This window comes from Streptomyces siamensis (genome assembly GCF_039543605.1).
Taxonomy (GTDB): Bacteria; Actinomycetota; Actinomycetes; order Streptomycetales; family Streptomycetaceae; genus Streptomyces; species Streptomyces siamensis.
On record NZ_BAABKB010000031.1, the window covers coordinates 81,621 to 108,081 of the forward strand.

Genomic DNA, 26,461 nt, shown 5'->3' on the forward strand with positions numbered 1-26,461 from the left:
GGCGGAGCGGACGGCAGGGCGGTTTCGCTCCACGGTCTGACGTCGCCTCGACGAAGGCCGGTCGAGGTCGGCAATTCGGCCGGGAAAATTGCCGCTCGTACTGTTTCATGTCAGCCTTCATCGCCCGCACGGCCCTGACCTAGCCTGGCGCGACGTACACGCTCCGCTGAATCAGCCTCTGGAAATAGGCAGTTACCGAGCCCGGACGTGGCGGCGCCGAGATCCGACGCGGCCACCGGAGCGGCGTCTCGGACGCGCGCCGCCGTGAGCTGATCATCAACCAGGAGGTATAACGACATGCCTGCAATACCCGACCGACGCTCGGTTTTGCGTGTAGGACTGGCCGCCACCCTGCCCGCGGCGGTCGCCGTGGCCGCGGCGCCGCCGGCTCAGGCCAGGCCTTCCCAGCTCCGCGAGTCCGACGTGACCCGCTGGATGGACGCCTACCTGAAGGCATGGCAGACCAAGGACGCAGACCTTGCCGCCTCGCTCTTCACACGTGATGCCGTCTACCAGGCCGTCCCGGGACTGGCGGATCAGATGTTTCACGGTCGCGATGAGATACACGAATACTGGACGGGTGTCACGGCCTCTCAGGCCGGGATGTCGGGCATTCAGGGCCGGCCCTTCGTATCGGGAAACCGAGCTGACATCGAGATCTGGGTGACCATGCAGATCCCGTCCGAGACCGATGGCTCCATGCAGTGGGTCACGTTGATCGAGACGAACATCCTCACGTTCGCCACCCCGAAGCTTTGTTCCAGCAACATCGAGTACAACCAGATCCTCGATGGGAAAATCGACCCGCCGAATGGCTGGGGCCACTTCTGAGATGACCCTGGCCCGCACCGGCCGCGCGCCTGGTCGAGCGAAGCGTCACCATGCCCTATTCATCGTGGGCGACTTCGTGGGCACGGCCCGAGTGCGACCTGCTGTAGAGGTCGAGGAATTCGACAGAACGATTGACTGAATCGAACGCGATGGACCTAACGAGCGTCGTCGGCGATCAGTGATCCCTTGTCCGCCTCCCTTCGCCTGAATCGGAGAATTCGTCGTGCTCAACACCATCTCCACGGACTCCACCACAGTCCCGGACGGCGACGAACGGATGCGGCGGTGAAAGCCGGCCGACTGGCCGCCGACTCGGCCCTGACCGTACTCGCACCGGCAATCTGGGGCTCCACCTATCTGGTCACCACGGAATGGCTGCCTGCGGACCGGCCACTGCTGGCCTCCACCATTCGGGCACTTCCCGCCGGACTGGTGCTCCTCGCGATCGGCCGGTCCCTGCCGCGAGGTGTGTGGTGGTGGCGGGCGATCGTCCTCGGCGTGCTCAACATCGGCGCCTTCTTCTACCTGCTGTTCCTCGCCGCCTACCACCTGCCCGGCGGTGTCGCCGCGCTGGTGATCGCAGCCCAACCGATGATCGTACTGCTGCTGGGGGCGGCCCTGCTCAGGGAGCGCGTCCGGAGTGTCCAGGTGGGCTTCTGCGCGCTCGGCATGCTGGGGGTGGCGCTGCTGGTCCTGCGCCCCACCGCGGGCATGGACACCATTGGCATCCTTGCCGGCCTGGCCGGCGCCGTCAGCATGGCGACAGGAGTCGTGCTCACCAAATACTGGGGCCGCCCAGAAGGTGTGGGCGTACTGACCTTCACCGGCTGGCAACTGACCGTCGGTGGACTCGTCCTGGCCCCTGTCACCCTGACAGCCGAAGGCCTGCCCGACCACCTCACCTGGACCCACATCGGCGGTTTCGCCTTCCTCAGCATCATCGGCGCGCTGTTCGCCTACGCCATCTGGTTCCGCGGGATCGCCCGACTGCCTGCACTGGCCGTCTCCATGCTCGGCTTCGGCAGCCCGCTGTCCGCCACCGTCCTCGGCTACGTCGTGCTCGATCAGAGCCTGTCCGCACTCCAGTTGACCGGCGCCGCCGCAGTCATCACCGCCGTCTTGCTGGCCCAGCTCCGCTCGCCGCGGGCCGCCCCGGCACCGGCAATCGAAAGTCCGACTACCGAACCGTCTGCCGCCAAAGCGCTCTGACGAACGGTTCACCTGCCACCAAGGAGCTGACGTTGAACGCCACTGCGTTGAAGACCCACCGGCAAGAACCCCGGCTGGGCAGGTGCCTCCCGGAACTGTTCAAGCGGCAGGCCGAAGCGCAGCCTGACGCCATCGCGGTGAGCTTCGAGGACCAGGAGCTCACCTATCGGGAGCTCGAGCAGGCAGCCGGCCGCCTCTCCTGCTATTTGCACAGGCACGGAGTCGGGATCGACGACTGCGTCGGCCTTTATGTCGAGCCGTCACTGGACTTGATGATCGGGGCCTGGGGCGTCCTGCTCGCGGGCGCCGCATATCTGCCGCTGTCCCCGGAGTATCCGGACGACCGGCTGCGCTACATGCTCGAGGACAGCCGCACCAGGGTTGTCGTCACTCAGGACCATCTGGTTTCCCGCCTTGCCGAACTCGCCCCGCAGGGCACCAGGGTCATCACCCTGGCCGACTCACAGACCTGCGAGGAGGGCGGCTGCGCAGACGTCGAGTCGGAGCCGGTACCACTGGATGCGCTCGCCTACGTCATCTACACCTCCGGCAGCACGGGTCGGCCGAAGGGCGTGATGATCGAGCACCGCAGCGTCATGTCTCAGATGCGCTGGCTCGAGGAGTGCGGCCACTTGGGCTCCGACACCACGATTCTGCAGAAGACGCCGATGAGCTTCGACGCAGCCCAGTGGGAGATCCTCGCCCCTGCCCTCGGTGGACGCGTTGTGATGGGTGCCCCCGGCATCTTCCGTGATCCACAGGCTCTGATCAGGACGATCGTCTCGCACGAGGTCACCACGCTCCAATGCGTGCCCACGCTGCTGCAGGCGATGCTGGACACCGATTCCTTCCACCTCTGCGCCTCGCTCAGGCGGGTGTTCTCCGGCGGCGAGGCACTGTCGCGCAACCTCGCCCGTGCCCTCGCGGACGAGTTGCCTCGCGTATCGCTGGTCAATCTGTACGGGCCGACGGAGTGCACCATCAACGCCACCGCATACCTGGTCGATCCCGAAGCCATAGAGGCCGGACCCGGCAGCATCCCGATAGGTGTGCCGGTCGACAACACCCAGTGCTACATCCTCGACGAGAACCGGGCACCGGTGGGCATCGAGGAGACGGGTGAGCTCTACATCGGCGGCGTCCAGCTGGCCCGTGGCTACCTGCACCGTGAGGAGGAGACCCAGAAGCGGTTCATCCCCTCGCCGTTCATCCCGACGGAACGGCTCTACCGCACCGGTGACCTCGCGCAGTGGAACAAGGACGGATCGATACAGTTCGCGGGCCGGGTGGACAACCAGATCAAACTCCGCGGATACCGCGTGGAGCTTGACGAGATCGCCCTCGCGATCGAGGAGCACACCTGGGTCAAGCGGGCCGCGGCCATCGTCACCGACGATCCGCGGACAGGCTTCCAGAACCTGGTGGCCTGCATCGAGCTCAACCCCAAAGAGGCCGCGCTGATGGATCAGGGCAACGCCGGCGGCCACCATCAGTCCAAGGCCAGCAAGCTCCAGGTGAAGGCTCAGCTGTCCAACGCCGGTGTGCGCGACGCCGATGAGCTGGAGGGGCGGAGCGTGCTCGAGCTCCCCGGGCGCGAGGAGACCGAGCGGCAGCGTCGCGAGGCCTTCGCCCGTAAGACCTACCGCTTCTACGACGGCGGGCAGGTCGAGAGGGCCGAGCTGGTGGAACTGCTGGCGCCGCGCCAGGCGGGCGGCATCTCGCGCGGTCTCGATGAGCTCACGTCCGATGAACTCGGCGAGATCCTCCGCTGGTTCGGCCCCTTCCGGAGCGGCGAGCGGCTTCTTCCCAAGTACTCCTACGCTTCCCCGGGTGCCCTCTACGCCACGCAGCTGTATCTGGAGACGGGTGGCGTCGCCGGCCTGGAAGCCGGGATGTATTACTACCACCCGCTGGATCACACCCTCGTGCGCATCGGCCCGGCCACGGCCGGCGCCGGCAAATACCTGGAGCTCCACTTCATCGGCAAGAAGCGGGCGATAGAGCCCGTCTACAAGAACAACATCCAGGAGGTTCTGGAGTTCGAGACCGGCCACATGCTGGGGGTCTTCGAGGAAATCCTGCCGGAGTACGGTCTCGGCATCCGCCCCTCGTCGTTCCACCCCGCGGTCAAGAAGGCGCTGGACGTCGCTGACGATGACTACTACCTGGGAACCTTCGAAGTCGGCTCGAATGACGGGCTGCTTCAGGAGGACCCGGTCGAGATCTACCTTCAGGCGCACCCCGGGTGCATCGAGGGCCTGTCCGGCGGTCTGTACCGTTACGCCGACGGCGAGCTGGAGCCCTTCTCACCCGACCTTGTGCAGCGCAAGCACGTGATCGCGATCAACCAGAAGGTCTACGAGCGCGCGGCCTTCGGTATCAGTGCCGTCAGCCGGGCCGGGCAGGAGTGGCTGCACTACATCGTTCTCGGGAAGAAGTTGCACCACCTCCAGCGCAACGGCCTCGCGCTGGGCTTCATGTCCTCGGGCTACAGCTCCAAGACCGGCAACCCGCTGCCGGCGGCGCGGCGTCTCGACGAGATCCTCCATTCCCGTGGGGTCCAGAGTGGCCCGTCGTACTTCTTCCTCGGCGGCAAGGTCAGCGACGAGCAGATCCGCAGCGAGGGAATGTACGAGGACACCGTCCATATGAAGGGCCCCGCCGAGATGGTCCGCGACGAGCTCGCGGAGCTCCTGCCCGACTACATGATCCCCAACCGGGTGCTGGTGCTCGACTCGCTTCCGTTGACTGCCAACGGCAAGGTCGACGTCAAGGCGCTGGCCGCCTCCGAGCAGGTGAAGAGCGCGAACACCGGCGCCGAGTTCGTCGCTCCCCGCACGGAGACCGAACGGTGGCTGGCCGGTGTCTGGGGCAAGGCGCTCAAGTACGACACCGTGTCGGTGGAGGACGAGTTCTTCGCTTCCGGAGGCAACTCGCTGACCGCCGTCGCCGTCATCAACGAGATCAACAGGGTGAAGGGCATCCAACTGCCCCTCCAAGTGCTGTTCACCGCTCCCAAGCTCGCCGATCTCGCCGCCCGGATCGACAGCGATGACGACGGCGACGGCGATGACGAGAGTGCCTCGCGCCTTGTCCTGCTGCACAACGGCGGAACCAACCGGCCCGTGTTCGCCTGGCCGGGTCTGGGCGGCTACCCGATGAACCTCCGACTTCTCGGCCAGGAGGTGGACCTCGGTCGGCCCTTCTACGGGGTGCAGGCGCACGGCATCAACGAGCACGAGGTTCCGTATCCGACCATCCGGGAGATGGCGGCGGCCGATGTCGAGGAGATCCGGAAGGTGCAGCCGAAGGGCCCGTATCTGCTGTGGGGCTACTCCTTCGGAGCACGGGTGGCGTTCGAGTCGGCGTGGCAGCTGGAGCAGGCGGGTGAGCAGGTCGAGGACCTGCTGTTGATCTGTCCGGGGAACCCGAAGGTCCGCCGGGCCGACGGTGAGGAGTACGGCCGTGAGTCCTCGTACCGCAACCCGGCCTACGTGACCATCCTGTTCTCCGTCTTCGCCGGCACCATCACGGGCCCGGAGCTCGAGCGGTGTCTGGAGGTGACTCGGGACGAGGACTCCTTCGTGGCCTTCGTGCACGCGCTGCTGCCGACCCTGGGCGAGCCGGTGATCCGCCGGATCACCCGCATCGTGAGGGAGACCTACGAATTCGACTACAGCTTCCGCGAGTTGTCCGAACGGAGCCTGAGCGCGCCGGTGACCATTCTCAAGGCGACCGGCGACGACTACTCCTTCATCGAGGGGAGTTCGGGCTACTCCGCCGAGGCGCCCGCCGTGGTGACGCTGAAAGGCGACCACTACAGCGTGCTGCACGAGGCAGGGATCGCCGAGCTGGTGGCGGCGATTCGCGAAAGCCTCCATGCCTGACTGATCGTTTCAGATAGAGGACACCGCCCCGTGACAGGGGACCTGGCCTCTTGGGCCCATCCACTCAACTCACTCAAGGAGCGTCGCCTTGCTCGACCTTCCCGCCCGTCCCGGCCCTGCGCCCAAGGTCGTCGGCCCTGCCCCGCACGGCCAGCGCTCGCAGACCGCCCCCGTGATGCTGCAGGAGGAACTGTGGGAGCGGATGCGTGCGTTGCCCTTCGTCTACATGGCGCCGACGCTGGTCTCAGTTCCCCATGCCCGGTCGCTCTTCATCCCCGAGGGCATCGGCACCGGACCCCGGGAAGCTTTCCAGGCAGGCCGTGAGTGGGCCCACATCCACCCCCACCACGACGGCAGTCTGCACCTGACCCTGACCGAACCCCTCAAGGACGACATCGAGAAGTCCGGCTGGGGCGTGCGCCATCCTGAGCAGAACACCATCCTCGTGTACGGCCCGCGTGACCGCGCCGAACTCGAGCTCGTCTGGCAGCTGGTTCAGCTCTCCTACGCCTACGCGGTCGGCGAGGTGTCGTAGTGCCGCGTGCCGCGAGTGCCGCCGGTCACGGTGGGCCGACCTGGAAGAGTGCAGTGCGGCTGGGCTCGCACTGGGGGTGTCGGCCGGGGCGGGCCCCTAGAGTCGGGCGGGACGACGAAGGAGGGCTTTCAGTGCACTATCGACTCTTTCAGTCAGTCCAGGCCACCCTTTCAGCCGTAGATCGGGGCACTGGCTGTGCTTCGGCGGGGCAGGGGCGGGTGATGGTCGGGTGGCGTGCCGGCGCGGTGGCGTCTGCGATGGCAGGCACGAGCGCCGGCCAGATACCGGTGCCGCGACTGGGCCAGTGCGGACCGTACTCGGTTCCGGTGAACCGACCGAAGGCGTCGACCGGCCATCTGGCGAGACGCGGCGACTCGGCCCGGCACGCCCCCAGGATGCATGGCACCCGACCCTGACGCTCCGTCATCGACCGGCCATATCCCGGCGCCAGCCGGCTGTTGGCGAACGTATCCAACTCGACCAGAGCCTTTGGGATACGAGCAAACGAGAGAGGGAACATCATGCGGATACTGCTCATCGGAGCCACGGGCTACCTCGGTTCGGTGGTGGCAGAGCATCTGAGCGACACCGGGCATGAGGTTGTGGCCCTCACCAGGACACCTGAAAGTCCGAGCCGCTACGCAGTGCGACCCGGCGACCTGCATGACCCCGACTCGCTCACCGCCGCAGTGACAAGCGACATCGACGCGGTGATCAACGTGGCGACACCGACCGGAGACGCCGCCGTCGACGCAGCCGCCATCGACGCACTGACAGCGCCGCTGCGGGGCACCGATCGGCCCTTCCTCTACACCAGCGGAGTATGGGTGCTGGGCGCGACGGGAGAGGCGACCGCCGAGGAGAGCAGCCCGACCAACCCCATCCCGATCGTGGGGTACCGACCGGAGATCGAGCGCCGCGTCCTTGCCACGGCCGACCACGGAGTACGGGCCACCGTGCTCCGCCCCGGCATCATCCATGGGCGGGGCGGCGGCATCCCCGCACTTCTGGTCGAGTGGGCGCGCAAGCAAGGCGCGCCACGGATTGTCGCGGACCTGAACGTGCGGTGGCCGATGGTGCACATCGAGGACCTCGCCGACCTGTTCGGAAAGGTGGTACAGGACGCACCGGCCGGAAGCATCTGGCACGGCGTCGCCCAACCGGCCGTCCCCGTGCGGGAGCTGGCCCTCGCCGCCGCAGAGGCGGCCGGTGTGCATGGCGAAGTGCAGCTCTGGCCTCTGGACCAGGCCCAGGGCGAGCTGGGCGAGCCGTTCGCCGACGCCCTGGCCCTCGACCAGTCCGTCGACGGCCGCAAGGCCCAGGACCAGCTCGGCTGGCGTCCGCAGCAACCTGACGCCGTCACCGACGTGAGCAAGGGCTCCTACCGATAGGCAAGGGCCGTACACGCCTCATGGAGTCGGCCAGGGGACGCGGCCACGGCAATTCCGGGCCTGCTGTCTGACCTCTGCGAGATCTCAGAGTCCTCCACTTGGTGATGGTCTCAGGCTGTTCGGTAGTCACGCCGACGCTCTAGCTGAGTCCTGCCGCCGGCTACCTGACGAGCCGCGGATGCTGTTCCAGCAAGTCCGCGACCCCCACGTACGGCAGTGGGGGTCGCGGACGAACGCACCCATTGCCTCCACCGGCTTCCTCCGAGCAGGCCCCGGCGTGCAGGCCAGGGGGAAGTGGACTCCTGAGGGGGGTAGGTTTCGACGTGTTGTTCGGCGATCTCTCGATTCGCGATGCCGTGGGCGGGGGAGCGGCCGGCCGCGGTGAGGATCAGTCGGCCGCCGGGGGCGGCGGGTGATCAGTCCGACGCCCATGCCGCGCTCGAGCGCGGCAATGTGCTGGGGCGCCGCCGAGGGCACGTAGCCGAGCTCGGCCGCGTCCTCGGCCATCGAGCCCCGGCGTACGACGGCTAGGACGGTGGCCACGAGCTTCAGATCCGGCTGAGACTTCATGGTTCATGAACATTTTCTTCGGGATCATCGCTTTACGTGTCGCGACGTCGAAGCCAGAGTAAAGGCACCGCGACGCCAGGCACTCCGCCCGACAGAAAGACGAGACGATGGCCATCGACCTCACCGCCCTGCGGGCCCACTTCCCCTCTCTCGCCACCGGGCTCGCCTTCTTCGACGGTCCGGGCGGAACGCAGACACCCCGCCCGGTTGCCGACGCCATCACCGCGACACTGACCGGTCCCCTGTCCAACCGGGGAACCGGCAGCCCGTCCGAGCTGAACGCCGAGCACGCCGTCGCGGACTTCCGCGCCGCCTACGCCGACCTGCTGAACATGCCCGCGAGCGGCATCGTCCACGGACGCAGCGCCACCCAGCTCACCTACGACTTCTCCCGCCACCTGGCCAAGACCTGGAACACGGGCGACGAGATCGTCCTCAGCCGCCTCGACCACGACGCCAACGTCCGCCCCTGGATCCAGGCCGCCGAGCGCGTCGGCGTGATGGTCCGCTGGATCGAGATCGACCCGGAGACCACGGAGCTCGACCTCGACTCGTACGAACACGCCCTGACGCCCCGGACCCGGCTGGTCGCGGTCACGGCGGCTTCCAACGTGCTGGGCACCAAGCCGCCCGTCCGCCAGATCGCCGACCGCGCCCACCATGTCGGCGCTCTGGTGTACGTGGACGGCGTTCACTACGCCGCGCACCACCTCGTGGACGTACCCGCCCTCGGGGCCGACGTGTTCGTCTGCTCGCCGTACAAGTTCCTCGGACCGCACTGCGGGGTCCTCGCAGCGGCGCCCGAGTTCCTCGAAACCCTGCGCCCGGACAAGCTCTTGCCGTCCTCCGACACCGTGCCGGAGCGTTTCGAGTTCGGCACGCTGCCGTACGAGATCCTGGCGGGCGCCACCGCCGCCGTCGATTTCCTCGCCGAGCTGGACCCGGGCACGGCGGCCTCGCGCAGGGAGCGCCTCACCCACTCCCTGAGGTCCCTGCACGAGCACGAATTGAAGCTGCGCGCACGACTGCAGGAAGGTCTGGAGTCTCTGGGCGACGCCATCACCCTGCACTCGAAGGCCCCCGACCGCACACCGACCGTTCTGATGTCCATCGAAGGCCGCGACGCTCGCGAGGCCCAGGCACATCTGGCCGCGCGCGGCGTGGTGGCACCGGCCGGGTCGTTCTACGCCTACGAACCCTTCACCGCGCTCAAGCTCGAAGACCCCGCCCTGCGTGCGGGCCTGGCCCCCTACAACACCAGCGACGACGTGGACCGCTTCCTCGACGGGCTCGCCGACTTTCTTTGATTTCGCCGGGTCCAGCTCAACATATGGCTGCCAACTGGCGCAGTTTCGTGTTCCTGTGTCGTCGCGTCGAGCGCGAGCATGGCCGAGGCATGGGCGGCGCGGGCGCGAGTGCCACCGCCCTGCAGTACGCGCTCGGCGGCGGCGCCGTCGGCCCCCGCTGGTCGTTCGGTCCCGGGTGGGTGTGCCTGGCCAGGCCGTAGTCGGGGCCACCAGAGTGAGGAGGTGAGCGATCCGGGCTGGCACACCGGCGTACGGGCCGGGCGCTGAACCTCCACGTCTAAGTCCACAGATCATCACGTCCAGCCGGGCAACGGGCTCACCGGCCGACAGGTCTGGAAGGGTGAACCAAGCAACCGTAGGAGTGACGGGCACCGCGGGGCACGCTTGCACAGCACATGGAGGACGCCGATGAACTCACGCCGAACCACACACGCTCGTGGCCTGGCGCTGACCCTCGCGGTCGGCCTGTCCTTGACGGCATGCACGAGTGCCGATCCCGGTGAAGCCGAGAGCAGTGCCAACGGCAATGGGTACGGCGCTTCTCCGGCCGGGTGGTGTGTGAACGGCGCGCAGGGTGCCTCATCCGGTGCCGGCAAGCGCCACCGTGGCCCGCTCGATGACGACTTCAACGGTGACGGCTACTCCGATGTCGCCTTTCCGGTTCCGCACGGTGACCTCGGCCGCAGGAAGGCCCATCGAAAGCCCGGCTATGTGGCTGTCGTGTATGGCTCGTCCCACGGTCTGCGGATCTCGTCCAAGCAGATCTTCGACCAGGACACGCCCGGGGTGCCGGGGGTCAGTGAACTGGGTGATTACTACGGCAGTTCCGTGAGCACCGCGGACCTCGACCAGGACGGGTACGCGGACCTGATCGTCGGGTCCCGCGAGAACGGGCACGATGAGGCGTACGGCAGCGGCGGCTACGAAGACGGGCATCTACGCCACTACTACTGGCAGGGTTCCCTGTCCGTCATCTGGGGAGGCCGACAGGGGCTGTCCGACTCGGTCACGCTGCCCAGCCGCGCTACGTCCCACGACGGTGTCGGTTCGCTCACCGTGGCGGGGGACTTCGACGACGACGGTGCGCCGGATGTGGCAACCGAAGTTCGGGGTGGCGACCTGCGCATTCTGTCCGGGCCGTTCCGGCGTGACGGTACGCCGGCCGGTGGCGTGCACGACGTGAAGGGCCCGCGCGACGCTGGCATGAGTGACCTGGCCACCGGTGACGTGAACGGTGACGGCGTCACCGACCTGGTCTCCGTGGGCGAGACGGAGAACGGGAGCACGAGCCGAAGCGACGTCTTCTACTGGAAGGGCACCCATGGCGGCCCGACCACGGGTGCCGCCCTGGGCAGGATCCACGGTCCCCAGGATGCTGGCCGCGAGGTGGCCGTCGGGGATGTGAACGGTGACGGTTACGCCGACATCGTCACGAACGCATTCTTCGAGTTCGTGTCCGTTGACAGTGGTGGCAGCGGGGTGGAGGAGCAGGAGTACGCCAGGAAGCACCGTCTGCCGCATCTCAAGAGTGGCGCGGTCATCTTCGTGCCGGGCGGCACGAGCGGCCCCGAGGCCGGGAAGATGACGATGCTCAACCAGGACAGTCCTGGGATACCCGGCGTCGCCCATGAGGATTCGGGTGCCGACGAGGAGGGCGGGACCGAGTACTTCGGCTCCGGCGTCTCCGTGGGCGACATCGACGGTGACGGGTATGCGGACGTGTCCGTCGGGATACCGCAGAAGAAGGTCGGGAGCGCATCCGGTGCGGGCAGTGTCCTCACGATGCGGGGTACCGCACACGGCTTGACCGGAAAGGGCGCGCAGCTCTTCACCCAGGACACCAAGGGCGTGCCCGGCGTCGCTCAGGACGCCGACGCGTTCGGGACGGCGACCAAGATCGTCGACATCGACCGCGACGGCCATGCCGACCTGCTCGCCGGGGGTGAGGTCGCTCCGGATGGCACCCCGCACGGCGCCCGCGGCGCGGTTTGGGTGTTTCCGTCGACGGCGTGCGGGGTCACCCCGAAGGGCTCGTTCGTCATCGGGCCCAGCACCCTGGGCGCCCCCAAACAGTTCAATTCCGCGCTGGGCGCGGACTTCAACTCCTGACCTCTGGGTCCGTCATCATGGCACGGCCCGGCTGATCTCATGCTCCCCGGGCTGCATCGTCAGCGAAACCACGGCAACTGTTTCAGACGGAGGTCTTCGCGGCGAGCGCGCCTCTGAACGTACCCGGAGGCCTTCCCGGCTGAATGGGCCCCGCCATTTACTGATCAGCAGGGGCGGATGTCTCTCTGTACGGCTCATCCGCCACTCTCCGGTCCCGTCGCTTGCGCATCTCCAGCGCGTCGTCGGTGCGGATGAACGTTCGATGCTCTCTTTGTGCGGGGCGTGAGCGTGTTGTCGGGACGCATGCTGATCGTGCTGGCGACAAGTAGCAGGGCGCCCCCGATGTAGAAGGGGGCACGAAGCCCGAGGGAGTCGGCTTCGAGACCCGCGAGGGCGGCGCCGAGCGTGGTGCCGGCACCGATGACCATCTGGTATGCCATGCCGACGCGGCCCAGTAGGTGAGTCGGCACCATTGCCTGGCGGACAGACACTGCTGTCACGTTCCATGTCAGGTTCGCCGCTCCGTACGCGGCAATGCACACTCCGGCGATGAGGCCCGAGGAGGTCGCACCGGCTGCGACTGCGGTGCCGGCAGTGGCAGCAGCACTCAGCCGCAGGACCCACGAGGTTCCGAAGCGGGCGCACAGCCGAGGGGTCGCCATCGCCCCCGCCACTCCTCCGATGGCGAAGGAGGCGACCAAGAAGGCGAATCCGATGCTGGTCAGGTCCAGGATCTGCCGGGCGTAGAGCACCAGGATGGCGATGAGGCCACCGCCTACAAGGTTACTGATCCCGGATGTCAGGCAGAGGCGACGCAGTAGTGGCTGCTGCCAGAGCCATCGCATCCCCTGAGTCGTGTCACCGAGCAACGTCCGCCGAGGGTTCGGTGCGGCATGCGGCTGTGGCCGCAGTCCTCCGTTCAGTGTCAGAGCCAGTGCGGCGGCGGCCGCAAAGGAGACCGCGTCAACGGCGAAGGGAAGCGCGGCAGTGATGCCGAAGAGCAGCGCGCCCAGCGGGGTGCCGAGGAGGGTGTCGGTGACGAGAGAGGCGGACTGCAGGCGGGCGTTGGCGCGCGTCAGTTCGGGGGAGGTGACCAGCGACGGCACGATGCCTGACCAGGCTCCGTTGTAGAGGGTCTGTCCGAGGCCGAGAAGGAATCCGATGCCGGTCAGTACAAGGATTGTCAGCGTGTGCGTCGCCACCGCGACGGCGAGTGCCCCGACGATCACGGTTCGGGCGGCATCGACGACCCACAGGATACGGCGCCGGTCGAAGCGGTCCGCGATGGCGCCCGAGAGGAGGCCGAACAGCAGGAGGGGGAGTTGCTCGGCCACGTACACGAAGGCGACCTGGCGAGGGTCGGAGGTGAGCTGAGCCGCGAGGAGCGGCAGAGCGACGAAGCGCATTCCGTCGCCGAGGCTGGAGGCCGTGACCGAGGCCCAGATGCGCTGGAAGTCTGGCCCGAGCTTTGTTCGGGAGGTGTTCCTGGGTAAGAACATGAACTAGACTCTGGTTCGTGTTTTGGTGGCATGTCAAGGAGTTCGATGGCTGAGCAGGTGAACGAGCCGCGGCAGCAACGCAGTCGGGAGAAGGTCGCCCGCATCCTTCAGGTGACGGCTTCTCTGCTGGAGACGACCTCCTACGACGATCTGGGAACCAAGTTGATCGCCGCAGAGGCGGGGGTCTCGGTCGGCGTGCTGTACCGGTACTTCGCCGACAAGGAAGCGATCGTCGCCTCGCTGGTGCGCAGTTGGCTGCAGCTGGATGTGCAGATCGCCGAGCGGGTCACAACCGAGCCTCTGCCTGAACGCTCGCAGGACCTGCTGGAGAAGCTGGTCACCGCCTACGCGGACCGCTTCCGCGAGGAGCCCGGCTACCGTCGGGTCTGGTACCAGGGACCGCGCATCGCGTCGCTGCGAGCCGACACCCAGCGGACCGACCAGGAGATCGCTGCCCGGGTGCACGGGGCGCTCGTCCGCGGGTACGCGATGCCGGACACTGACGAGTCGCGACGTCGGGGCCGACTGGCTGTCGAGGTCGGAAGCAATCTGCTTGACCTCGCCTTCCGCGATGACCCCATGGGGGACTCGGAAATCCTTGCCGACGCAGCACTCATGATGGACCGATACCTCTTCGCGCCACCGACCGGCTCGCATTGAGGTCAGCCACCGAAACGACGATCTCCGCGCGCTGCCGCGCCAGTCACCGCCTACCGGCGACAGCCGCCACCCCTGCTCAGGTGACAGGGACGAGCGCTGTGGCAGGGGATGGGGCCCGGTTCGCAGTCCGCCGGCCCGGTATCCCGCTTCGCGGTGGATGCCGGGCCGGCGGACGGGTGCGCTGCGGCTAGTTGTCGATGCCGCCGTCGTCGATGCTCGCTGTGATGGCGTTGATGGCGCCGTCGGCCGCGAGGGTCACAGCGACGCTGACGGGCTGGATCGGGTGCGGTGGCACGATCGGGTTCGGCGGCACGATCGGACCCGGCGGCCAGAATTTGAGGAAGGTGGGGTTGACGGGCAGCGGGGCGATCGGGCCCGGCGGATAGGCGACGTCGTCGACGTCGGCGCCGATGAAGCGGTAGGTGGCGCCGCTGGTCTGGCCGATGCCGGTGGTGCGGCTCAGGCTGCTGACGATGTGTGCGGTGCCGCCGCCGCCCGCTGCGCTGCGGGTGACGACCGTGACGCGCAGACTGCCGGTGATGTCGATCGGCTCCGCGCCCGCGCCGAGTTCCAAGAAGGTGCCGTGCAGAGCCAGCACTGCGGTACGCGTGTGCACGGCCTGCACTGCCTGTGCAGCGTGGGCGGGCTGAGCCATGGCAGGGACGGTGGGGGTGACCAGACCGAGCAGGGCGAGGACGACACCGGCTCTGGTGGCGGCGCGTGTGAGATGACCGCGCATGGGTGCTCCAAATCTATGAGGCGGGACCCCTCTGCCCGCCCCGTCCCGCCGACGACAACTCAGCCTGCCCCGGCAGGCGAACAGTTGTCGCATCAGAGCGGGCGAACGGGCTACCCGGCATGGTCCAGCCCCCGCACACGGGAACAAGCTCACGATCCCGCTCTCAAGACGGGTGTGCCGCCCCGGACGGCTGGTGAGCGGTGCCCGGGAGGCGAACCTGAGTCCGGTTGCCGACCCACGCCGCGTCCGACGGCGTCTGGGCAGGAGGGGCCTCGGATGGCCGTTGGCTCCGGACAGGCGCATGTCTCTGTTCGGCCTTGCCGCCCGGCGTCTCATCGGGCCGTATGGCCCCGCGAGGTGCGAACCCGACCGCTCTCACCTGAGCGGAACCGCGCCTCTCGATAGTCATGCGACACATTGACCCCACAGCGCCATCGCGGTTGCATGTTTGTGGCCCTCCGGAGGGAACCGGGGAGAGGGGCCATGTCTTGTCTTAGGGGGAAAAATGAGAGGAAGCGCGAATCGGAGCGCGGCCAGACGTGTGCGGGCCGCCTTCGGCGCCACGGTCATGGTCTGCGCGGTCACGGCGGCGCTGCCCGGTGCCGCTTCGGCTGAGCCCATGACCGTGCCGGGCGTCGCAAGTGACAGCGGAGCCGGGGTCGAGCGGATCAGCGTCGCGACCGACGGCACCCAGGGCGACGGCGACTCCGCCGGTGCCACGATCACGAGCGACGGCCGGCGTATCGCCTTCTCGTCGTCGGCGAAGAATCTCACCCCCGCCAACCCGGTGACCTGGGAAAGGGTGTTCGTCCGCGACCAGTTGACGGGCCAGACCACGCTGATGAGCACCAACACCCCGCCGATCCAGCGCCCGGTTATCAGTGGTGACGGGCAATACGTAGCCCTGTGGGGGCTGTTGTTCAGAGATACGAAGGTCTTCCTGTCTCAGGTGAGCTCGGGAAGCACGATCGGCATCAACTGCGCGGGCCTCAGTTGCAGCCAGCCGTCGCTGAGCGCGGACGGCCGCTACATCGCCCAGGTCGCCACCTTCAATCGGCCGCCGTCCCGGCAGCGCATCGAGGTACGGGACTGGCGAGCCGACACCACGCAGACCGTCGCCGAGTTCGACCACACCGTCTCGGCCCGGCCGTCCATCAGCGGCGACGGCCGCTTTGTCGCGTACCAGGACGGCCAGGCGGAGGACGTCTTCGTGTGGGACCGGACCGACGGCACCTCCTCAGGCCCGATCGAGGGCCCGTCCAAGGCGGCGACACTCGTCCAGATCAGCAGGGACGGCAGCAAGGTCGTCTACCTCTCGGGCTCCGACACCTACATCCACGACGAGAACTCGGGCACCGACCAACTGGTGCCGAACGTAAGGGGGGTCGCCATCGATCCCACCGGCCGCTACCTGCTGTACGCCCCACACGACATGAATGGGCCGTCGCTCACGCTGCGCGACCTGGAGACGGGCACCGACGAGATCGTCTCGAACCAGCCCGCCTCGGCCGGGACCGACGCGGTCAGCGCCGGTGGGCGTGACGTGGTCTTCCATTCCACGGCCGACGACATCGTGCCCGGCGACACCAACGGCAAGTCGGACGTGTTCATCCGCCGCTTCTACTGATCGCCCCGACCGCCGCACTCTCCGGCTGCCCCACCGCTCGCGCGCGAGCGGTGGGGCAGCCACCTCCTCGCAGCCGCAGCCTGAACGCAGTGAACCTACGCGGCTACAACGCCAGATCGTTGCCGCCCCCACCACAGGCTCACCAAGGGGGCCACACCACCGAGCACAACCATGACCGCCGCAGTGACCCAATACCGCGGTTCCCGTCCCAGAACGAGTACCGAAACCGCGCCCACCACAGTTCCGAGGCTCAGGCTCAGCGCCGGCCACCACTCCTTGCGACGAAGCAGCCCGGGAACGGAGTACAGCGTCACAATGGCTCCTGCGGTGAACGCGAACTCGTAGAGCCTTCCGCCTTCGGGGAGGCTCCAACCGTCACGGCGCCGCCCATTGCTGTGATGCACCAGCCCCAGATGCACCGTCCCAGCCACTCCCCAGCACAAGGCACTCGCCCCCGCCGCGCCGATCAATGCTCTCCACCCGTTGCGTACCACGCCGTGGATCGTAGCCGCATCGATGAGTCTGCGTGCCGCGCACAGGCTCGGCCACCAAGACCTCCAGTGATCGGGATGGCTGACACGCCTCCACCCGTCAACCCGGCGAACCTATGCGGTCACAGCACTGGCGACAATCACAACTGAGGTGCGCGGTGGGCGGGTTCGGACAAGACCGGCTCGCCGCTGTCGGTCTGGTCCTCAACGCCGTGGTCCTGTGGAACATCCGATGCCTGGACGCCGTCGTTGCCCGGGTTCGCGCCGAGGGCCACGACATCAAGGACGAAGACGTCGCCCGTCTCTCCCCGTTCAAGGACCGGCACATCAGCTTCCTGGGCCCGCTGCCTGTTCAACATCGACCCCTGATACCCGACGGGTATCGTGCGGGAATGGACCTGCGCCTGCTGCGCTACTTCGTCGCCGTCGCGGAGGAACTGCATTTCGGCCGTGCCGCAGCACGCCTGCACATGCGTCAGCCGCCGCTCAGCCGCGCCATCAAGAACCTCGAAGCGGACCTGGGGACCAGGCTGTTCGACCGGACCCCTGTCGGCGTGACGCTGACTGCGGCCGGGGCCGTCCTGGTCGATGAGGCTCGCTCACTGCTGGAGGCCGCCGAGCGCATCCGCGCGCGCATCGCCGCGCTCTCGGGGCCGGTCACCATGACTGTGGGCATGCTGGGCGACGGCATCGCCCCCGGCAGCCACCGGCTCGTGGAGGCGTTCCGCCGCCACCACCCGTATGTGGAAATCCGGGTACGGGAGTCGGACCTCGCCGACCCCACGTGCGGGCTCGCCGCGGGCCGCGTCGACGTCGCCCTCACCCGCGGCCCCTTCGACGAAACCGGACTGCACGTCACACAACTGCGCAGCGATCCCGTCGCCGCCCTGCTGCGCGCCGACGATGTACTGGCCACTCGCCCCCACCTCACGCTTGCGGACCTGGACGATCGAAGCTGGTTCCGCTTTCCCGACACCACCGACACCCATTGGCGCTCCTACTGGAGCGGAGGAAGGCAACGCTCAGGACCGGTCGTGCGGGCCGTGACCGAGTGCAGGCAGGCCGTGCTGTGGAACGGCACGGTCGGCATGACGCCGATGGATCACGAACCGGACGAAGGGCTCGCCATGGTTCCCCTGCTCGAAATGCCTCAAAGCCCGGTGGTCGTGGCCCACGCGAAAGGCGGCGTCAGTCCCGTCGTCCGATCCTTCGTGGACATCGTCGTCGCAGCCATCCGCCAGTGATGCGGCTCTGCACGCGAGGTGTCAGCACGCACGTCACGGGAGCACAAGCAGAGCAGGGCTTGCAAATCGACTCTGATCAGCAGGTTCCTTGATCGTGGGAGGTGTGCGGTGCCCTCCTGTATCGCAGGTAGTGCGTACCAGGCAGGAAGCAGTTCCGTAGTGGTGCCACGTCGTGCCCTCATGAAGGTGGAGCGGATCGGGAGTCGCCTTCGGCTCCGACGCCCTTTGAGTGGTCGGCTTCGCCGACGGGCTGTGACACCACGGTGCTACAGCCCGTCCTTGACCGGACAGTCCGGCCGTCGCAATTCAGTGCGGCTGCGACGGGGGCCACTGACCGCGGGACAGGTCGTGGTCGAGCAGCCGATCGCTGACATCGCCCTTGTAGAAGAGGTCCGAGCCGAACTCGTCGCCGAAGTGTTCCGCCAGCAAGGACGAGAACAGCAGGGCGGCTGACTGTGGCCGGTGGTTCATGACCAGCTGACTGGTCTCGCCCGCCTCGTTGAAGTAGACGACGACGAAGTTGTAAATCTCGATTCCACCCGGACGGTAGGTCTCGCTGCCACGGATGGTGGAGCGATAGTCCTCCAGGAAGAGTTCGCCGCGCTTGCCGACGAAGCGGAAGTCCTGGAAAGCGTAGTTGCTTCGAGCGAAACTCAGCAGCTTTCCCACCTTTTCCTTGCCGATCACTTCACCGTTGGCGAAATTGCCCTGGAGGATGACGTTGTCGGCGAGGTTGTCGAGCCACTCTGGGTAGTAGTCCAGGTGCGGCGCCTGGTTGTTCAGCTTGCCGGTGGGCTCGTTCGGTGTGGTCATGGCAGTCGTCTCCTTGTTCCTGGATTTGATTCGGTGTGTTTCCCGGCTCGGGACGTCCGGAGGTTTTGACATTCACCAGCGCGGCGCACCCAGGTCAATTACAGCGTCCCTGGTCAGAGCAAGAAATTCTCGTTCGAATCAGGGATATGAAGATGCTGCCGGAGAATATCGCGCGCCTCTGCAACCACCGATTGATTATGGTGGTCGCCTCGCGCTTGTCCTCCAGTTTCGGTGTGCCCGCCAGTAAGCATTCCTGCTTCGAGCAGTTCTTCCGATGAAAAGGATCGTTGACCGCAACGGTCGCTGTCCAACGAAAGTCAGAGACTGTACTTATCTCGCTGAGAGATAAATGGGGGTTCTCCGAGGGATACTGGGAGGGTGGAACTGCGCCAGCTCGAGCACTTCGTCGCCGTCGCCGAGGAAGCGAACTTCACCCGTGCCGCCGCACGGCTGCACGTCGTCCAGTCCGCGGTCTCCACCACGATCAAGAACCTTGAGCGAGAACTCGGCGCGCCGCTGCTGGAACGCACCACCAAACGCGTGGTGCTCACTGATGCCGGCGCGGCCCTGCTCCCGCGCGCCCATGCTGCTCTCAACGCCGCCCGGGAAGCCGCAGACGCGGTGGCCGCGGTCCGCGGAGGACTGCGCGGCACCCTGCGGCTGGGCACGATGACCACGGTGGGCCTGATCGACTTTCCTGCGCTCCTCGGTGAATTCCACCGGCGTCATCCCGGTGTGCTCCTGCAGACCAGCGCCGCCGCCTCCGGCTCCCAGGGCCTGATCGATGCCCTCCTCGAACGGCGGCTCGACCTCGCCTTCGTCTCCCTGCCCGGACCGCGCCCGACAGGCATTACGCTGACCGACCTCGTCACTTCGGTGCTCGACCTCGTGGTGCCGGCCGACCATCCGCTCGCGAAACGCCGCACTGTGCCGATCACGGAACTCGCCGGCCTGGACTTCGTCGACTTCCCCGTGAGCTATGGCATCCGGACCGTTGCCGATCAGGCCTTCACTGCAGCCTCCGTGACCCGTCGCGTCGCTCTCGAGATCACCGACGTCCCCACCGGCGTGGCCTACGTCCGTAACGGCCTGGGCGTGGCGCTCTTGCCGCGCCCTGCCCTCGCCAGGACGGAGGACGTCGCCACGCTGACCATCGACGACACCGACCTGGACTGGCCGTTTTCCCTGGCCGTACCGTCCGAGCGCACGCCCGGTCGTGCGGCACGTGCCCTCATCGCGATAACGCACGAGTTCCTCATTTGGCCAGGATGAGCATCGCCTCGGAGTGTTCAGAGGTCGTTTACTCCTGTTCTTCAAGGGCGAAGTCCTGGACCGCGACGCCGTCTGCCTGCTGGACGTCCCCACCCACAAGACCGGCACCGCATTCACCAAGCCCGTCGACCCCCTGCTGGGCAAGGCCGTCGAGGCGTGGCAGGCCGTCAGACCCGCCCAACCGCAGATGCTGGACCACAAGACCGGCGAGTTGGCGAACTTCCTGTTCGCCCACCGCGCCCGCCGGGTCGCCAAGCACTACATCAACACGACGATCACCCCGATGCTCTGCCGCAAGGCCGGAGTCCCCACGGCCGACGTCCGCGGCAACATCACCAGCCACCGGGCCCGCTCCACGATCGCCAGCCAGCTCTACAACGCCAAGGAGCCCATGACACCGTTCGAGCTGCAGGAATGGCTCGGTCACCGCACTCCGGAGGCGACGGCCCACTACGCGAAGATCACACCGAAGTCCTCGTCGACCGCGACGCGGTCGCCTCCGGCGCCGCCGCCAGCGGTGAGCCCTGGCAGTACTACGACCTGGGCCACGGCTTGTGCACCTACACCTTCACCTTGCAGGGACAAGACGCTCTTTCGGCACCTGTTTCTGAACTGGCAGGTCGGCGCGACCGGATCTGGCAAGATCCACTTGTGGCTCAACATTCAGTGATCTTGAGCAGAATCGAGCTCGCGGCCCCTCTGTGGAGGAGCACTTCGTTCACCCGCCAGCCCTGTCGCCGACGAGTGCGAGGACTTGGTTGACGCTAGCGTGGCCGTTGACGTTCGCTGCCGCTGGAGGAAAGCAGGGCCAGGACGGCGGAGAGGGCGGCTGCGATCGCGGCCAGAGGTAGGACCTGCTGCAGGGCAAGGCCGATCCAGTTGAAGAAGAGCGTGGCATTCACCGCCTGCAGAGCGAGGCCGATGCCGCCTGCCACGATCAGCCAACGTCCAGCCGTGTTCCGCGCGAGCATCAGCAGCACGCCGATAGCAAGCACGGCCGCCATCACGCCGAACAGCGCCATCTGTACCGTTCCCTCGTCGCTCGTTATCTCGCCGGTGTCGACGGCTTGGGCGGTCGCGAAGGGGATGACCGGAACCGTGAGAAGGCAGACCAACGCTGTCACGGCAGTCGCTATTCTGACCGCGGACCGTCGAGGAGCGGGCCCTGGCTTCGCGCCCGGGTCGTCTTCTGGGGCTGGACGATGCTTGAGAGGCTCGGGTTTCAGGGCCCGGGTGCGGCGCTGGGTGATGTCCTCGGCAAGCGAAGCGGTGCCGGGCATGGTGCGCGATAGGGCGGCCTCGGGTGCCGGCGACGCTGGCCCGGATGCGCGGTCGAGTTGGCGCGGAACGCGCTGTGTGCGACTGAGAGCATCGGCGAGATGGGCCGCGCCGACGTCATGCGCGGCCCGCATGGCGGTAGCGAGTCGGCCGAGGAGCGCAGCGCGGGACTCCACCTGTGAGGGGACGCGGCTCCGACCAGCGGTTGTGGGGACGTAGGCGCGGTCGAGTTGTCGTAGAGCCTGGGAGAGGGTTGCCGCGTTCTGGTACCGCTTGTCGGGTTCTTTGTTGAGCAGAGTGAGTACGAGCCTGTCCCAGGCGGCCGGGATGCCCGTGGATACCGAACTGGGGGTGGGCGGGGCCTGGGTGAGGTGTGCCGCGAGGTAGCCCACGGTGTCAGGGGCCTGGAACGGCAGTTGGCCCGTGATCAGTTCGAACAGAAGGCAGCCGAGTGCGTACAGGTCGCTGCGCGCTTCTGGGAAGCCACGTGCTTGTTCCGGTGCCATGTACGGAGGCGTGCCCACGATGAAGCCGGTCTGGGTGAGGCGGTCCGCAGTCGCGTAGGGGTCGGCCGCCCTCGCAATGCCGAAATCGAGGACCTTCAAGGCACCGGAAGGCATGACGAGGATGTTGGACGGCTTGATGTCCCGGTGCGTGATCCCGGAGTCGTGCGCTTCCGCCAGCGCGTCACATATCTGCGCGCCCCATCGGGCCGCATCCGGCAAGGTGACGACGCCTCCGCGCAGCTTCGCGTCCAGGCCCTCGCCCCGCACCAGTTCCATTACCAAGAACGGGGCCCGGCTGTCCCCGGTATCGGTCTCCCCGAGGTCATGGACGGTCACGATGTTGGGGTGCTGCAGGCGGGCGGTGATCCGCGCCTCGCGCAAGAACCTGGCGCGTGCCTCGGTGCCATGGCTTCCGCCGCCGGCGAGTAGGGAGATCACCTTGACCGCGACGCGTCGGCCCAGCGACTCGTCCTGTGCCTCCCATACTTGCCCCATGCCTCCCTCGCCGAGCTGCCGCACCAACCGGTAACGGCCTCCCAGGAGCTGGTCTCGCACTGCCCGCCTCCCCCGTCTCGACAAGTTCCGCCACCCGCTGGCCGAACCGGCTGCTCAGGGGATCATGACGTGACCGCGAACGCAGCGCACCCCGATACGCAGAAACTTGTCAAACGGCAGGGGCGTTGGCCAAAAGGGCCTGGGTGTCCTACGCGACTTGGCAAGGGCCACGCGCAGTCCGTAACGGCTGAGTGTCACTGGGGCTGCTCGGATCGCTGACATGGAGGACGGCCAGAGGCCGCCAGGGAGCGCAAGCAGGCACGGAAGTGTTCCTGGGCGAGCTTGTCGCCATGATCGACTGTCAGTGGCGGTCGTCGGCATGGGTGGGTTCATGCGAAGCGTCGTCCACTGGCCGTCCACTACCAAGAGCGGCTCGGCCCCGGCATATCACCGGTGTATGGCTTCGTATTCCTCCGAGGGCACGCCGATGTCGGACAGAATGGTCCGTCCCTGCTGCCGAATCAGGTCAGCGGCAGTGCTGTCGGTCTTCTGTCGGGCGCGGGCGAGTGCCATGAGGGTGCGGGCTTCGCCCAGTCGGTGGCCGGTCTCGCGGTGTACGGACAGGGCCTCCTGGGCGAACTCGACGGCTGCGGCGCGTGCCTTCAAGGACTCCGCAGTCTCGGAGAGGGCTGTCAGGGCCTGGCCTTCAACCATGCGGAAGGAGTGGTCGCGTGCCAGGCTCAGTGCCTGTTCGGCATAGGTGCGCCCCTCGTCGTACCGGCCCAAGTGCTGGAGGGTGAGTGAGAGGCCGAGGAGGCTGTCCGCCTCGGCGCGTCGGTATCTCGCCTGGTGGGACAGGGAGAGGGCCTGCGCGTCGGCCTTCAGAGACCGCTCGAAATGCGCCAGCTCCCGGTGGGCGGCGGCGACTGTGCTGATGAGGCTCGCCTGGATCCAGAGCCGCCCCTCGTCCTTGACCATCGCGAAGGCTCGCTCGGCTTGTTCCAGCCCCTCGTCGTGGCGGCCGCGCGCAATATTGATCCTCGCGGCGGCGCCGAGCATCATGGCGCGGCCGTTGCGGTAGCCACTCCCTGAGTCCGGGGTCACCCAAGGGCCGAGGACGTTGAGGCCGTCTGTGAGACGGCCGAGTTCCCAGTACACCCAGCCCAGAATCTGCAGCGCCAGGCCGTCGTCCCACCAACTGAGTTCCTCGCTGCGGCTGATGGCCAGTTCGAGGTGGTCGGCAGACTCGCGCAGGCGGCCCAGATCCCGGTAGACCATACCGAGACCGACCAGCCCGAACGCCTCGACGTGACGGTTCCCAATGTCCCGGGTGATGCGCAGGCCGGTGGTGAAATGCTCGTGCGCGCGGCCCAGCCGCGCCATGCTCCAGGCTACGAAGCCCTGGCCGCCCAGGGCCGCTGCCTCGCCTTCCGGCCAGGCCAGTTCCCGGCTGATGTCCCTCGCCCGCGCGTTGTGCTCCATCGCCTCCCGCGCCTGCCCCCAGTCCCACCCGATCACACCGAGGGCCTGGTGCATGACCGCCGCGCCGTACGGATCACCTTCGGCCTCCGCCGCGTGCAGCACGATCTGCGAGATGGACAGCCACGTCGCCCGCGGCAGATGGAGCCAGAAGTAGCCGAACAGTACGGAGGCCAAGTGCCAGGAGATGGGGCGCGGGCCGCGCCGGGCGGCGTGTTTGATCACAGCAAGCAGGTTGGCCCGCTCCGTTTCCAGCCACACCGTGGCCTCGGCGGCGGACGGCAAGCCCTGCTGGTCATCGGCCCGGAGCTCGGAGGGCAGTTCCGGGAAGAGCCAGGTTCCCGAGGCGGCGCGGGCGGCGTGCAGATACCAGATCAGGAGACGCTCCAACGCCGCGTTGCGATCCGGGGCCGTCTCCTCCTCCAGCGCCCGCTCCTGCGCGTACTCGCGAAGGAGATCGTGCAACCGGTACTGGCCCGCGGCCGCGGGTTCGATCAGGTGCGCCGCGGCAAGCGCGCCGATCAGACGTCGGGCCTGCGGCAGCCGTACGTCCAGGAGGGCCGCCGCGACCTCGGCGGTGAACTCCGTTCCCGGAAAAAGTCCGAGCAGGCGGAACAGCCGGCGCGCGCCGGGCGCCAGGACCCGGTACGACACCGAAAAGGCCGCGCGCAGGGGGGAGTTGTCCTCGCCTTCCGGCTCCAGCGCTTCGAGCCGCTTGCCCTCGGTCATCTCGGTGACCATCTCGGCAGTCCGCAGTCCTGGATCGCTCGCCAGCCTGGCGGCGGCCACCCGCAGGGCCAGCGGCAGGCTGCCGCACAGCCGGATCAGCTCGTCGACCGCGCCTTCGTCGGCGGCGACCCGGTCCGCGCCGAGGGCCCGGCTCAGCAGCGCGCTTGCCTCGTCCGGCTGGAGGAGGTCCAGCGGCAGGGCGTGTGCCCCGTCGTGGGCGACGAGGTCGCCGAGCCGGTTGCGGCTGGTGACGACGACACGGCAGCTCGGGCTGGCCGGCAGCAGCGGACGTACCTGTTCGGCGGAGGCCACGTTGTCCAGCAGGACCAACATGCGCCGGTCAGCGAGCAGGGTCCGGTACACCCGTGCCTGCGCTTCGTCGTTCGCGGGGATCTCCGACGCCGCGAGCCCCAGGCTGCGCAGCAGGAGTTCAAGGGCCTCGCCGGGCTTCAGCGGCGGGCGGTCGTGGTCGAACCCGTGCAGGTTCACGTACAGCTGACCATCCGGGAAACGGCTTTTCACCTGGTGTGCCCAGTGCACGGCCAGCGCGGTCTTGCCGATGCCGGCGGCGCCACCGATGGCGGAGATGACCACGGTGGTCGCAGCTCCCTGCTCCTGCGCGGACGGGAGTAGGGCGTGGAGCCGGGCGAGTTCGCCGACGCGGCCGGCGAAGCCCGGTACGTCGTGGGGGAGTTCGGAGGGTACGGCGCTCGCGCGCGGGCTGGTGAGCGTGGGCGGGGAAGGAGCCGGCGGATGTAGGAGGAAGACGTTGTCCTGGTGCAGAACTGCTTCGTACACCCGGCGCAGTTCCTCACCGGGATCGGCCCCGAGTTCGTCACGCAGTCGTACGCGTATGTCCTCGTAGGCTCTGAGCGCTTCCGCCTGACGGCCGCAGCCGTACAGGGCCCGCAGGCGCAAGGCGGTCAGCGCTTCGTCATAGCGGTCGGACGCGGACAAGCCGAGTTCGTCGAGGGCCTCGCCGAACCGGCCCAGCAGGACCAGGCACTTGAGCCGCTCCATCCGGAGCTTCCGTCGGCGCTCCTCCAGCCGCTGCCGTTCGTCCTGCGCGAAGGGACCTGGAAGGCCTGCCAGGGGCTCGCCTCGAAACAGTTCCAAGGCATCGGAGAGTTGGTCCGCCGCGGTGGCCAGGTCGCCGGAAGAGACGGTGCGCATCGCCGCGTCGCTCCGCTCGCCCAGAACTGCCGTGTCGAGCCGGACCTTTTCGATGTGGAAGCGGTACCAGCCCTTGCCACTACGGATTACCGACTCCGCGGGCTGGGTGCTTTCCGGATCCAGTGCCCGGCGCAGCGAGTTGACATGGGTGGGTAACACTTTGCGGCCGCCCAGGGGCGGCTCCGACCCCCACACTGCGTCGAGTAGTCGCTCATGACTCACCACCGCTCCGTGGCGCAGCAGCAGCGCGGCCAGTACGGCCTGCCGCTTGATCGGCCCCACCTCCAGGGGTGTCCCGCCCCGCCATGCCCGTAACGGCCCGAGCACCTCGAACTGCAGCAGCTGAGGAGATGCTTCGTCCACCTTGCAGCCTCCGCCTTCCTGCGTCATCGGAGAATCATCAGCATTGCAGCACCCCGGCCATGGGGTTGGACACGACATTGCACAACCCGCACAACCAGAAAGAGGGGGCCAGGGGGACCGAAGAGGAGGCGGTGGCGACCGCGTTGGCCGCAGACGCGTGGTGGCCGGACTCACCGAGACCTCGCGTGGAGTCGTCTACGACCTCTACACCACGCTGAGAGAGGCGGTCCGCAGACGGTTGGTGGCGGCGTCGG

General features: G+C 67.6%; 19 protein-coding genes. 13 read left to right on the top strand and 6 right to left on the bottom strand.

Annotated elements, in window-relative coordinates; all coding sequences use genetic code 11:
- Positions 1-297 precede the first annotated feature (297 nt).
- The 5 genes from ABEB03_RS33245 to ABEB03_RS33265 all read left to right on the top strand — a co-directional run bounded on the left by ABEB03_RS33245 (position 298) and on the right by ABEB03_RS33265 (position 7,853).
- A complete protein-coding gene (locus ABEB03_RS33245; protein ID WP_345656545.1) occupies positions 298-831 on the top strand; it encodes a nuclear transport factor 2 family protein in 534 nt (177 codons plus the stop codon).
- A gap of 285 nt (positions 832-1,116) precedes the next feature.
- Positions 1,117-2,040 carry an EamA family transporter gene (locus ABEB03_RS33250; RefSeq protein WP_345656546.1) on the top strand — a complete coding sequence of 308 codons (924 nt, stop codon included), beginning with the start codon at positions 1,117-1,119 and terminating at the stop codon, positions 2,038-2,040.
- A gap of 32 nt (positions 2,041-2,072) precedes the next feature.
- Complete coding sequence (locus ABEB03_RS33255; RefSeq protein WP_345656547.1) at positions 2,073-5,927, top strand: amino acid adenylation domain-containing protein; 3,855 nt, start codon at positions 2,073-2,075, stop codon at positions 5,925-5,927.
- An 88-nt stretch (positions 5,928-6,015) separates the two neighbouring features.
- Complete coding sequence (locus ABEB03_RS33260; RefSeq protein ID WP_345656548.1) at positions 6,016-6,462, top strand: luciferase domain-containing protein; 447 nt, start codon at positions 6,016-6,018, stop codon at positions 6,460-6,462.
- A gap of 521 nt (positions 6,463-6,983) precedes the next feature.
- On the top strand, positions 6,984-7,853 hold the full coding sequence (locus tag ABEB03_RS33265) for an NAD-dependent epimerase/dehydratase family protein (protein WP_345656549.1): 870 nt from the start codon (positions 6,984-6,986) through the stop codon (positions 7,851-7,853).
- Positions 7,854-7,979: 126 nt separating this feature from the next.
- On the opposite strand, the gene ABEB03_RS33270 is transcribed toward ABEB03_RS33265, so the two are convergent.
- Positions 7,980-8,423: a helix-turn-helix domain-containing protein gene (locus ABEB03_RS33270; protein ID WP_345656550.1), complete on the bottom strand. Its 444-nt coding sequence runs from the start codon at positions 8,421-8,423 to the stop codon at positions 7,980-7,982.
- Positions 8,424-8,530: 107 nt separating this feature from the next.
- Here ABEB03_RS33270 and ABEB03_RS33275 point away from each other — a divergent pair, with 107 nt between their 5' ends.
- The 3 genes from ABEB03_RS33275 to ABEB03_RS33285 all read left to right on the top strand — a co-directional run bounded on the left by ABEB03_RS33275 (position 8,531) and on the right by ABEB03_RS33285 (position 11,839).
- Positions 8,531-9,730 carry a cysteine desulfurase-like protein gene (locus tag ABEB03_RS33275; protein WP_345656551.1) on the top strand — a complete coding sequence of 400 codons (1,200 nt, stop codon included), beginning with the start codon at positions 8,531-8,533 and terminating at the stop codon, positions 9,728-9,730.
- Between the two features lie 23 nt (positions 9,731-9,753).
- Positions 9,754-9,930, top strand: coding sequence for a hypothetical protein (locus ABEB03_RS33280; RefSeq protein WP_345656552.1), 177 nt, complete (start codon positions 9,754-9,756; stop codon positions 9,928-9,930).
- A gap of 208 nt (positions 9,931-10,138) precedes the next feature.
- Positions 10,139-11,839 carry an FG-GAP and VCBS repeat-containing protein gene (locus tag ABEB03_RS33285; protein WP_345656553.1) on the top strand — a complete coding sequence of 567 codons (1,701 nt, stop codon included), beginning with the start codon at positions 10,139-10,141 and terminating at the stop codon, positions 11,837-11,839.
- A gap of 194 nt (positions 11,840-12,033) precedes the next feature.
- Here the strand turns inward: ABEB03_RS33285 and ABEB03_RS33290 are convergent, their stop codons facing one another.
- Complete coding sequence (locus ABEB03_RS33290) at positions 12,034-13,338, bottom strand: MFS transporter (RefSeq protein WP_345656554.1); 1,305 nt, start codon at positions 13,336-13,338, stop codon at positions 12,034-12,036.
- Between the two features lie 45 nt (positions 13,339-13,383).
- Here ABEB03_RS33290 and ABEB03_RS33295 point away from each other — a divergent pair, with 45 nt between their 5' ends.
- Entirely contained in the window at positions 13,384-13,998 is a 615-nt protein-coding gene (locus ABEB03_RS33295) for a TetR/AcrR family transcriptional regulator (protein ID WP_345656555.1), read from the top strand.
- A gap of 187 nt (positions 13,999-14,185) precedes the next feature.
- Here the strand turns inward: ABEB03_RS33295 and ABEB03_RS33300 are convergent, their stop codons facing one another.
- Positions 14,186-14,737 (bottom strand): hypothetical protein, encoded by a 552-nt coding sequence (locus tag ABEB03_RS33300; protein WP_345656556.1) that lies wholly within the window; start codon positions 14,735-14,737, stop codon positions 14,186-14,188.
- A 505-nt stretch (positions 14,738-15,242) separates the two neighbouring features.
- On the opposite strand from ABEB03_RS33300, the gene ABEB03_RS33305 reads away from it, so the two are divergent.
- A complete protein-coding gene (locus tag ABEB03_RS33305; RefSeq protein ID WP_345656557.1) occupies positions 15,243-16,364 on the top strand; it encodes a WD40 repeat domain-containing protein in 1,122 nt (373 codons plus the stop codon).
- A gap of 607 nt (positions 16,365-16,971) precedes the next feature.
- Positions 16,972-18,099 carry a LysR family transcriptional regulator gene (locus tag ABEB03_RS33310; RefSeq protein ID WP_345656558.1) on the top strand — a complete coding sequence of 376 codons (1,128 nt, stop codon included), beginning with the start codon at positions 16,972-16,974 and terminating at the stop codon, positions 18,097-18,099.
- Positions 18,100-18,405: 306 nt separating this feature from the next.
- On the opposite strand, the gene ABEB03_RS33315 is transcribed toward ABEB03_RS33310, so the two are convergent.
- Positions 18,406-18,912, bottom strand: coding sequence for a hypothetical protein (locus tag ABEB03_RS33315; RefSeq protein WP_345656559.1), 507 nt, complete (start codon positions 18,910-18,912; stop codon positions 18,406-18,408).
- A gap of 378 nt (positions 18,913-19,290) precedes the next feature.
- On the opposite strand from ABEB03_RS33315, the gene ABEB03_RS33320 reads away from it, so the two are divergent.
- Positions 19,291-20,184 carry a LysR family transcriptional regulator gene (locus tag ABEB03_RS33320; RefSeq protein ID WP_345656560.1) on the top strand — a complete coding sequence of 298 codons (894 nt, stop codon included), beginning with the start codon at positions 19,291-19,293 and terminating at the stop codon, positions 20,182-20,184.
- 13 nt (positions 20,185-20,197) lie between these two features.
- Positions 20,198-20,854 carry a tyrosine-type recombinase/integrase gene (locus tag ABEB03_RS33325; protein ID WP_345656561.1) on the top strand — a complete coding sequence of 219 codons (657 nt, stop codon included), beginning with the start codon at positions 20,198-20,200 and terminating at the stop codon, positions 20,852-20,854.
- 94 nt (positions 20,855-20,948) lie between these two features.
- On the opposite strand, the gene ABEB03_RS33330 is transcribed toward ABEB03_RS33325, so the two are convergent.
- Together ABEB03_RS33330 and ABEB03_RS33335 are read right to left on the bottom strand one after the other, a co-directional pair.
- Entirely contained in the window at positions 20,949-22,523 is a 1,575-nt protein-coding gene (locus ABEB03_RS33330) for a serine/threonine-protein kinase (RefSeq protein WP_345656562.1), read from the bottom strand.
- A 387-nt stretch (positions 22,524-22,910) separates the two neighbouring features.
- Positions 22,911-26,234, bottom strand: coding sequence for an AfsR/SARP family transcriptional regulator (locus ABEB03_RS33335; protein ID WP_345656563.1), 3,324 nt, complete (start codon positions 26,232-26,234; stop codon positions 22,911-22,913).
- Positions 26,235-26,461 lie beyond the last annotated feature (227 nt).

Excerpts from the sequence above, each read along its gene's own strand:
- ABEB03_RS33270 (WP_345656550.1), bottom strand. The coding sequence starts at position 8,423 with ATGAAGTCTCAGCCGGATCTGAAGCTCGTGGCCACCGTCCTAGCCGTC.
- ABEB03_RS33275 (WP_345656551.1), top strand. The coding sequence starts at position 8,531 with ATGGCCATCGACCTCACCGCCCTGCGGGCCCACTTCCCCTCTCTCGCC.
- ABEB03_RS33290 (WP_345656554.1), bottom strand. The coding sequence starts at position 13,338 with ATGTTCTTACCCAGGAACACCTCCCGAACAAAGCTCGGGCCAGACTTC.
- ABEB03_RS33265 (WP_345656549.1), top strand. The coding sequence starts at position 6,984 with ATGCGGATACTGCTCATCGGAGCCACGGGCTACCTCGGTTCGGTGGTG.
- ABEB03_RS33245 (WP_345656545.1), top strand. The coding sequence starts at position 298 with ATGCCTGCAATACCCGACCGACGCTCGGTTTTGCGTGTAGGACTGGCC.
- ABEB03_RS33335 (WP_345656563.1), bottom strand. The coding sequence starts at position 26,234 with ATGACGCAGGAAGGCGGAGGCTGCAAGGTGGACGAAGCATCTCCTCAG.
- ABEB03_RS33295 (WP_345656555.1), top strand. The coding sequence starts at position 13,384 with ATGGCTGAGCAGGTGAACGAGCCGCGGCAGCAACGCAGTCGGGAGAAG.
- ABEB03_RS33315 (WP_345656559.1), bottom strand. The coding sequence starts at position 18,912 with ATGACCACACCGAACGAGCCCACCGGCAAGCTGAACAACCAGGCGCCG.
- ABEB03_RS33285 (WP_345656553.1), top strand. The coding sequence starts at position 10,139 with ATGAACTCACGCCGAACCACACACGCTCGTGGCCTGGCGCTGACCCTC.
- ABEB03_RS33300 (WP_345656556.1), bottom strand. The coding sequence starts at position 14,737 with ATGCGCGGTCATCTCACACGCGCCGCCACCAGAGCCGGTGTCGTCCTC.
- ABEB03_RS33310 (WP_345656558.1), top strand. The coding sequence starts at position 16,972 with ATGCGGTCACAGCACTGGCGACAATCACAACTGAGGTGCGCGGTGGGC.
- ABEB03_RS33305 (WP_345656557.1), top strand. The coding sequence starts at position 15,243 with ATGAGAGGAAGCGCGAATCGGAGCGCGGCCAGACGTGTGCGGGCCGCC.
- ABEB03_RS33280 (WP_345656552.1), top strand. The coding sequence starts at position 9,754 with ATGGCTGCCAACTGGCGCAGTTTCGTGTTCCTGTGTCGTCGCGTCGAG.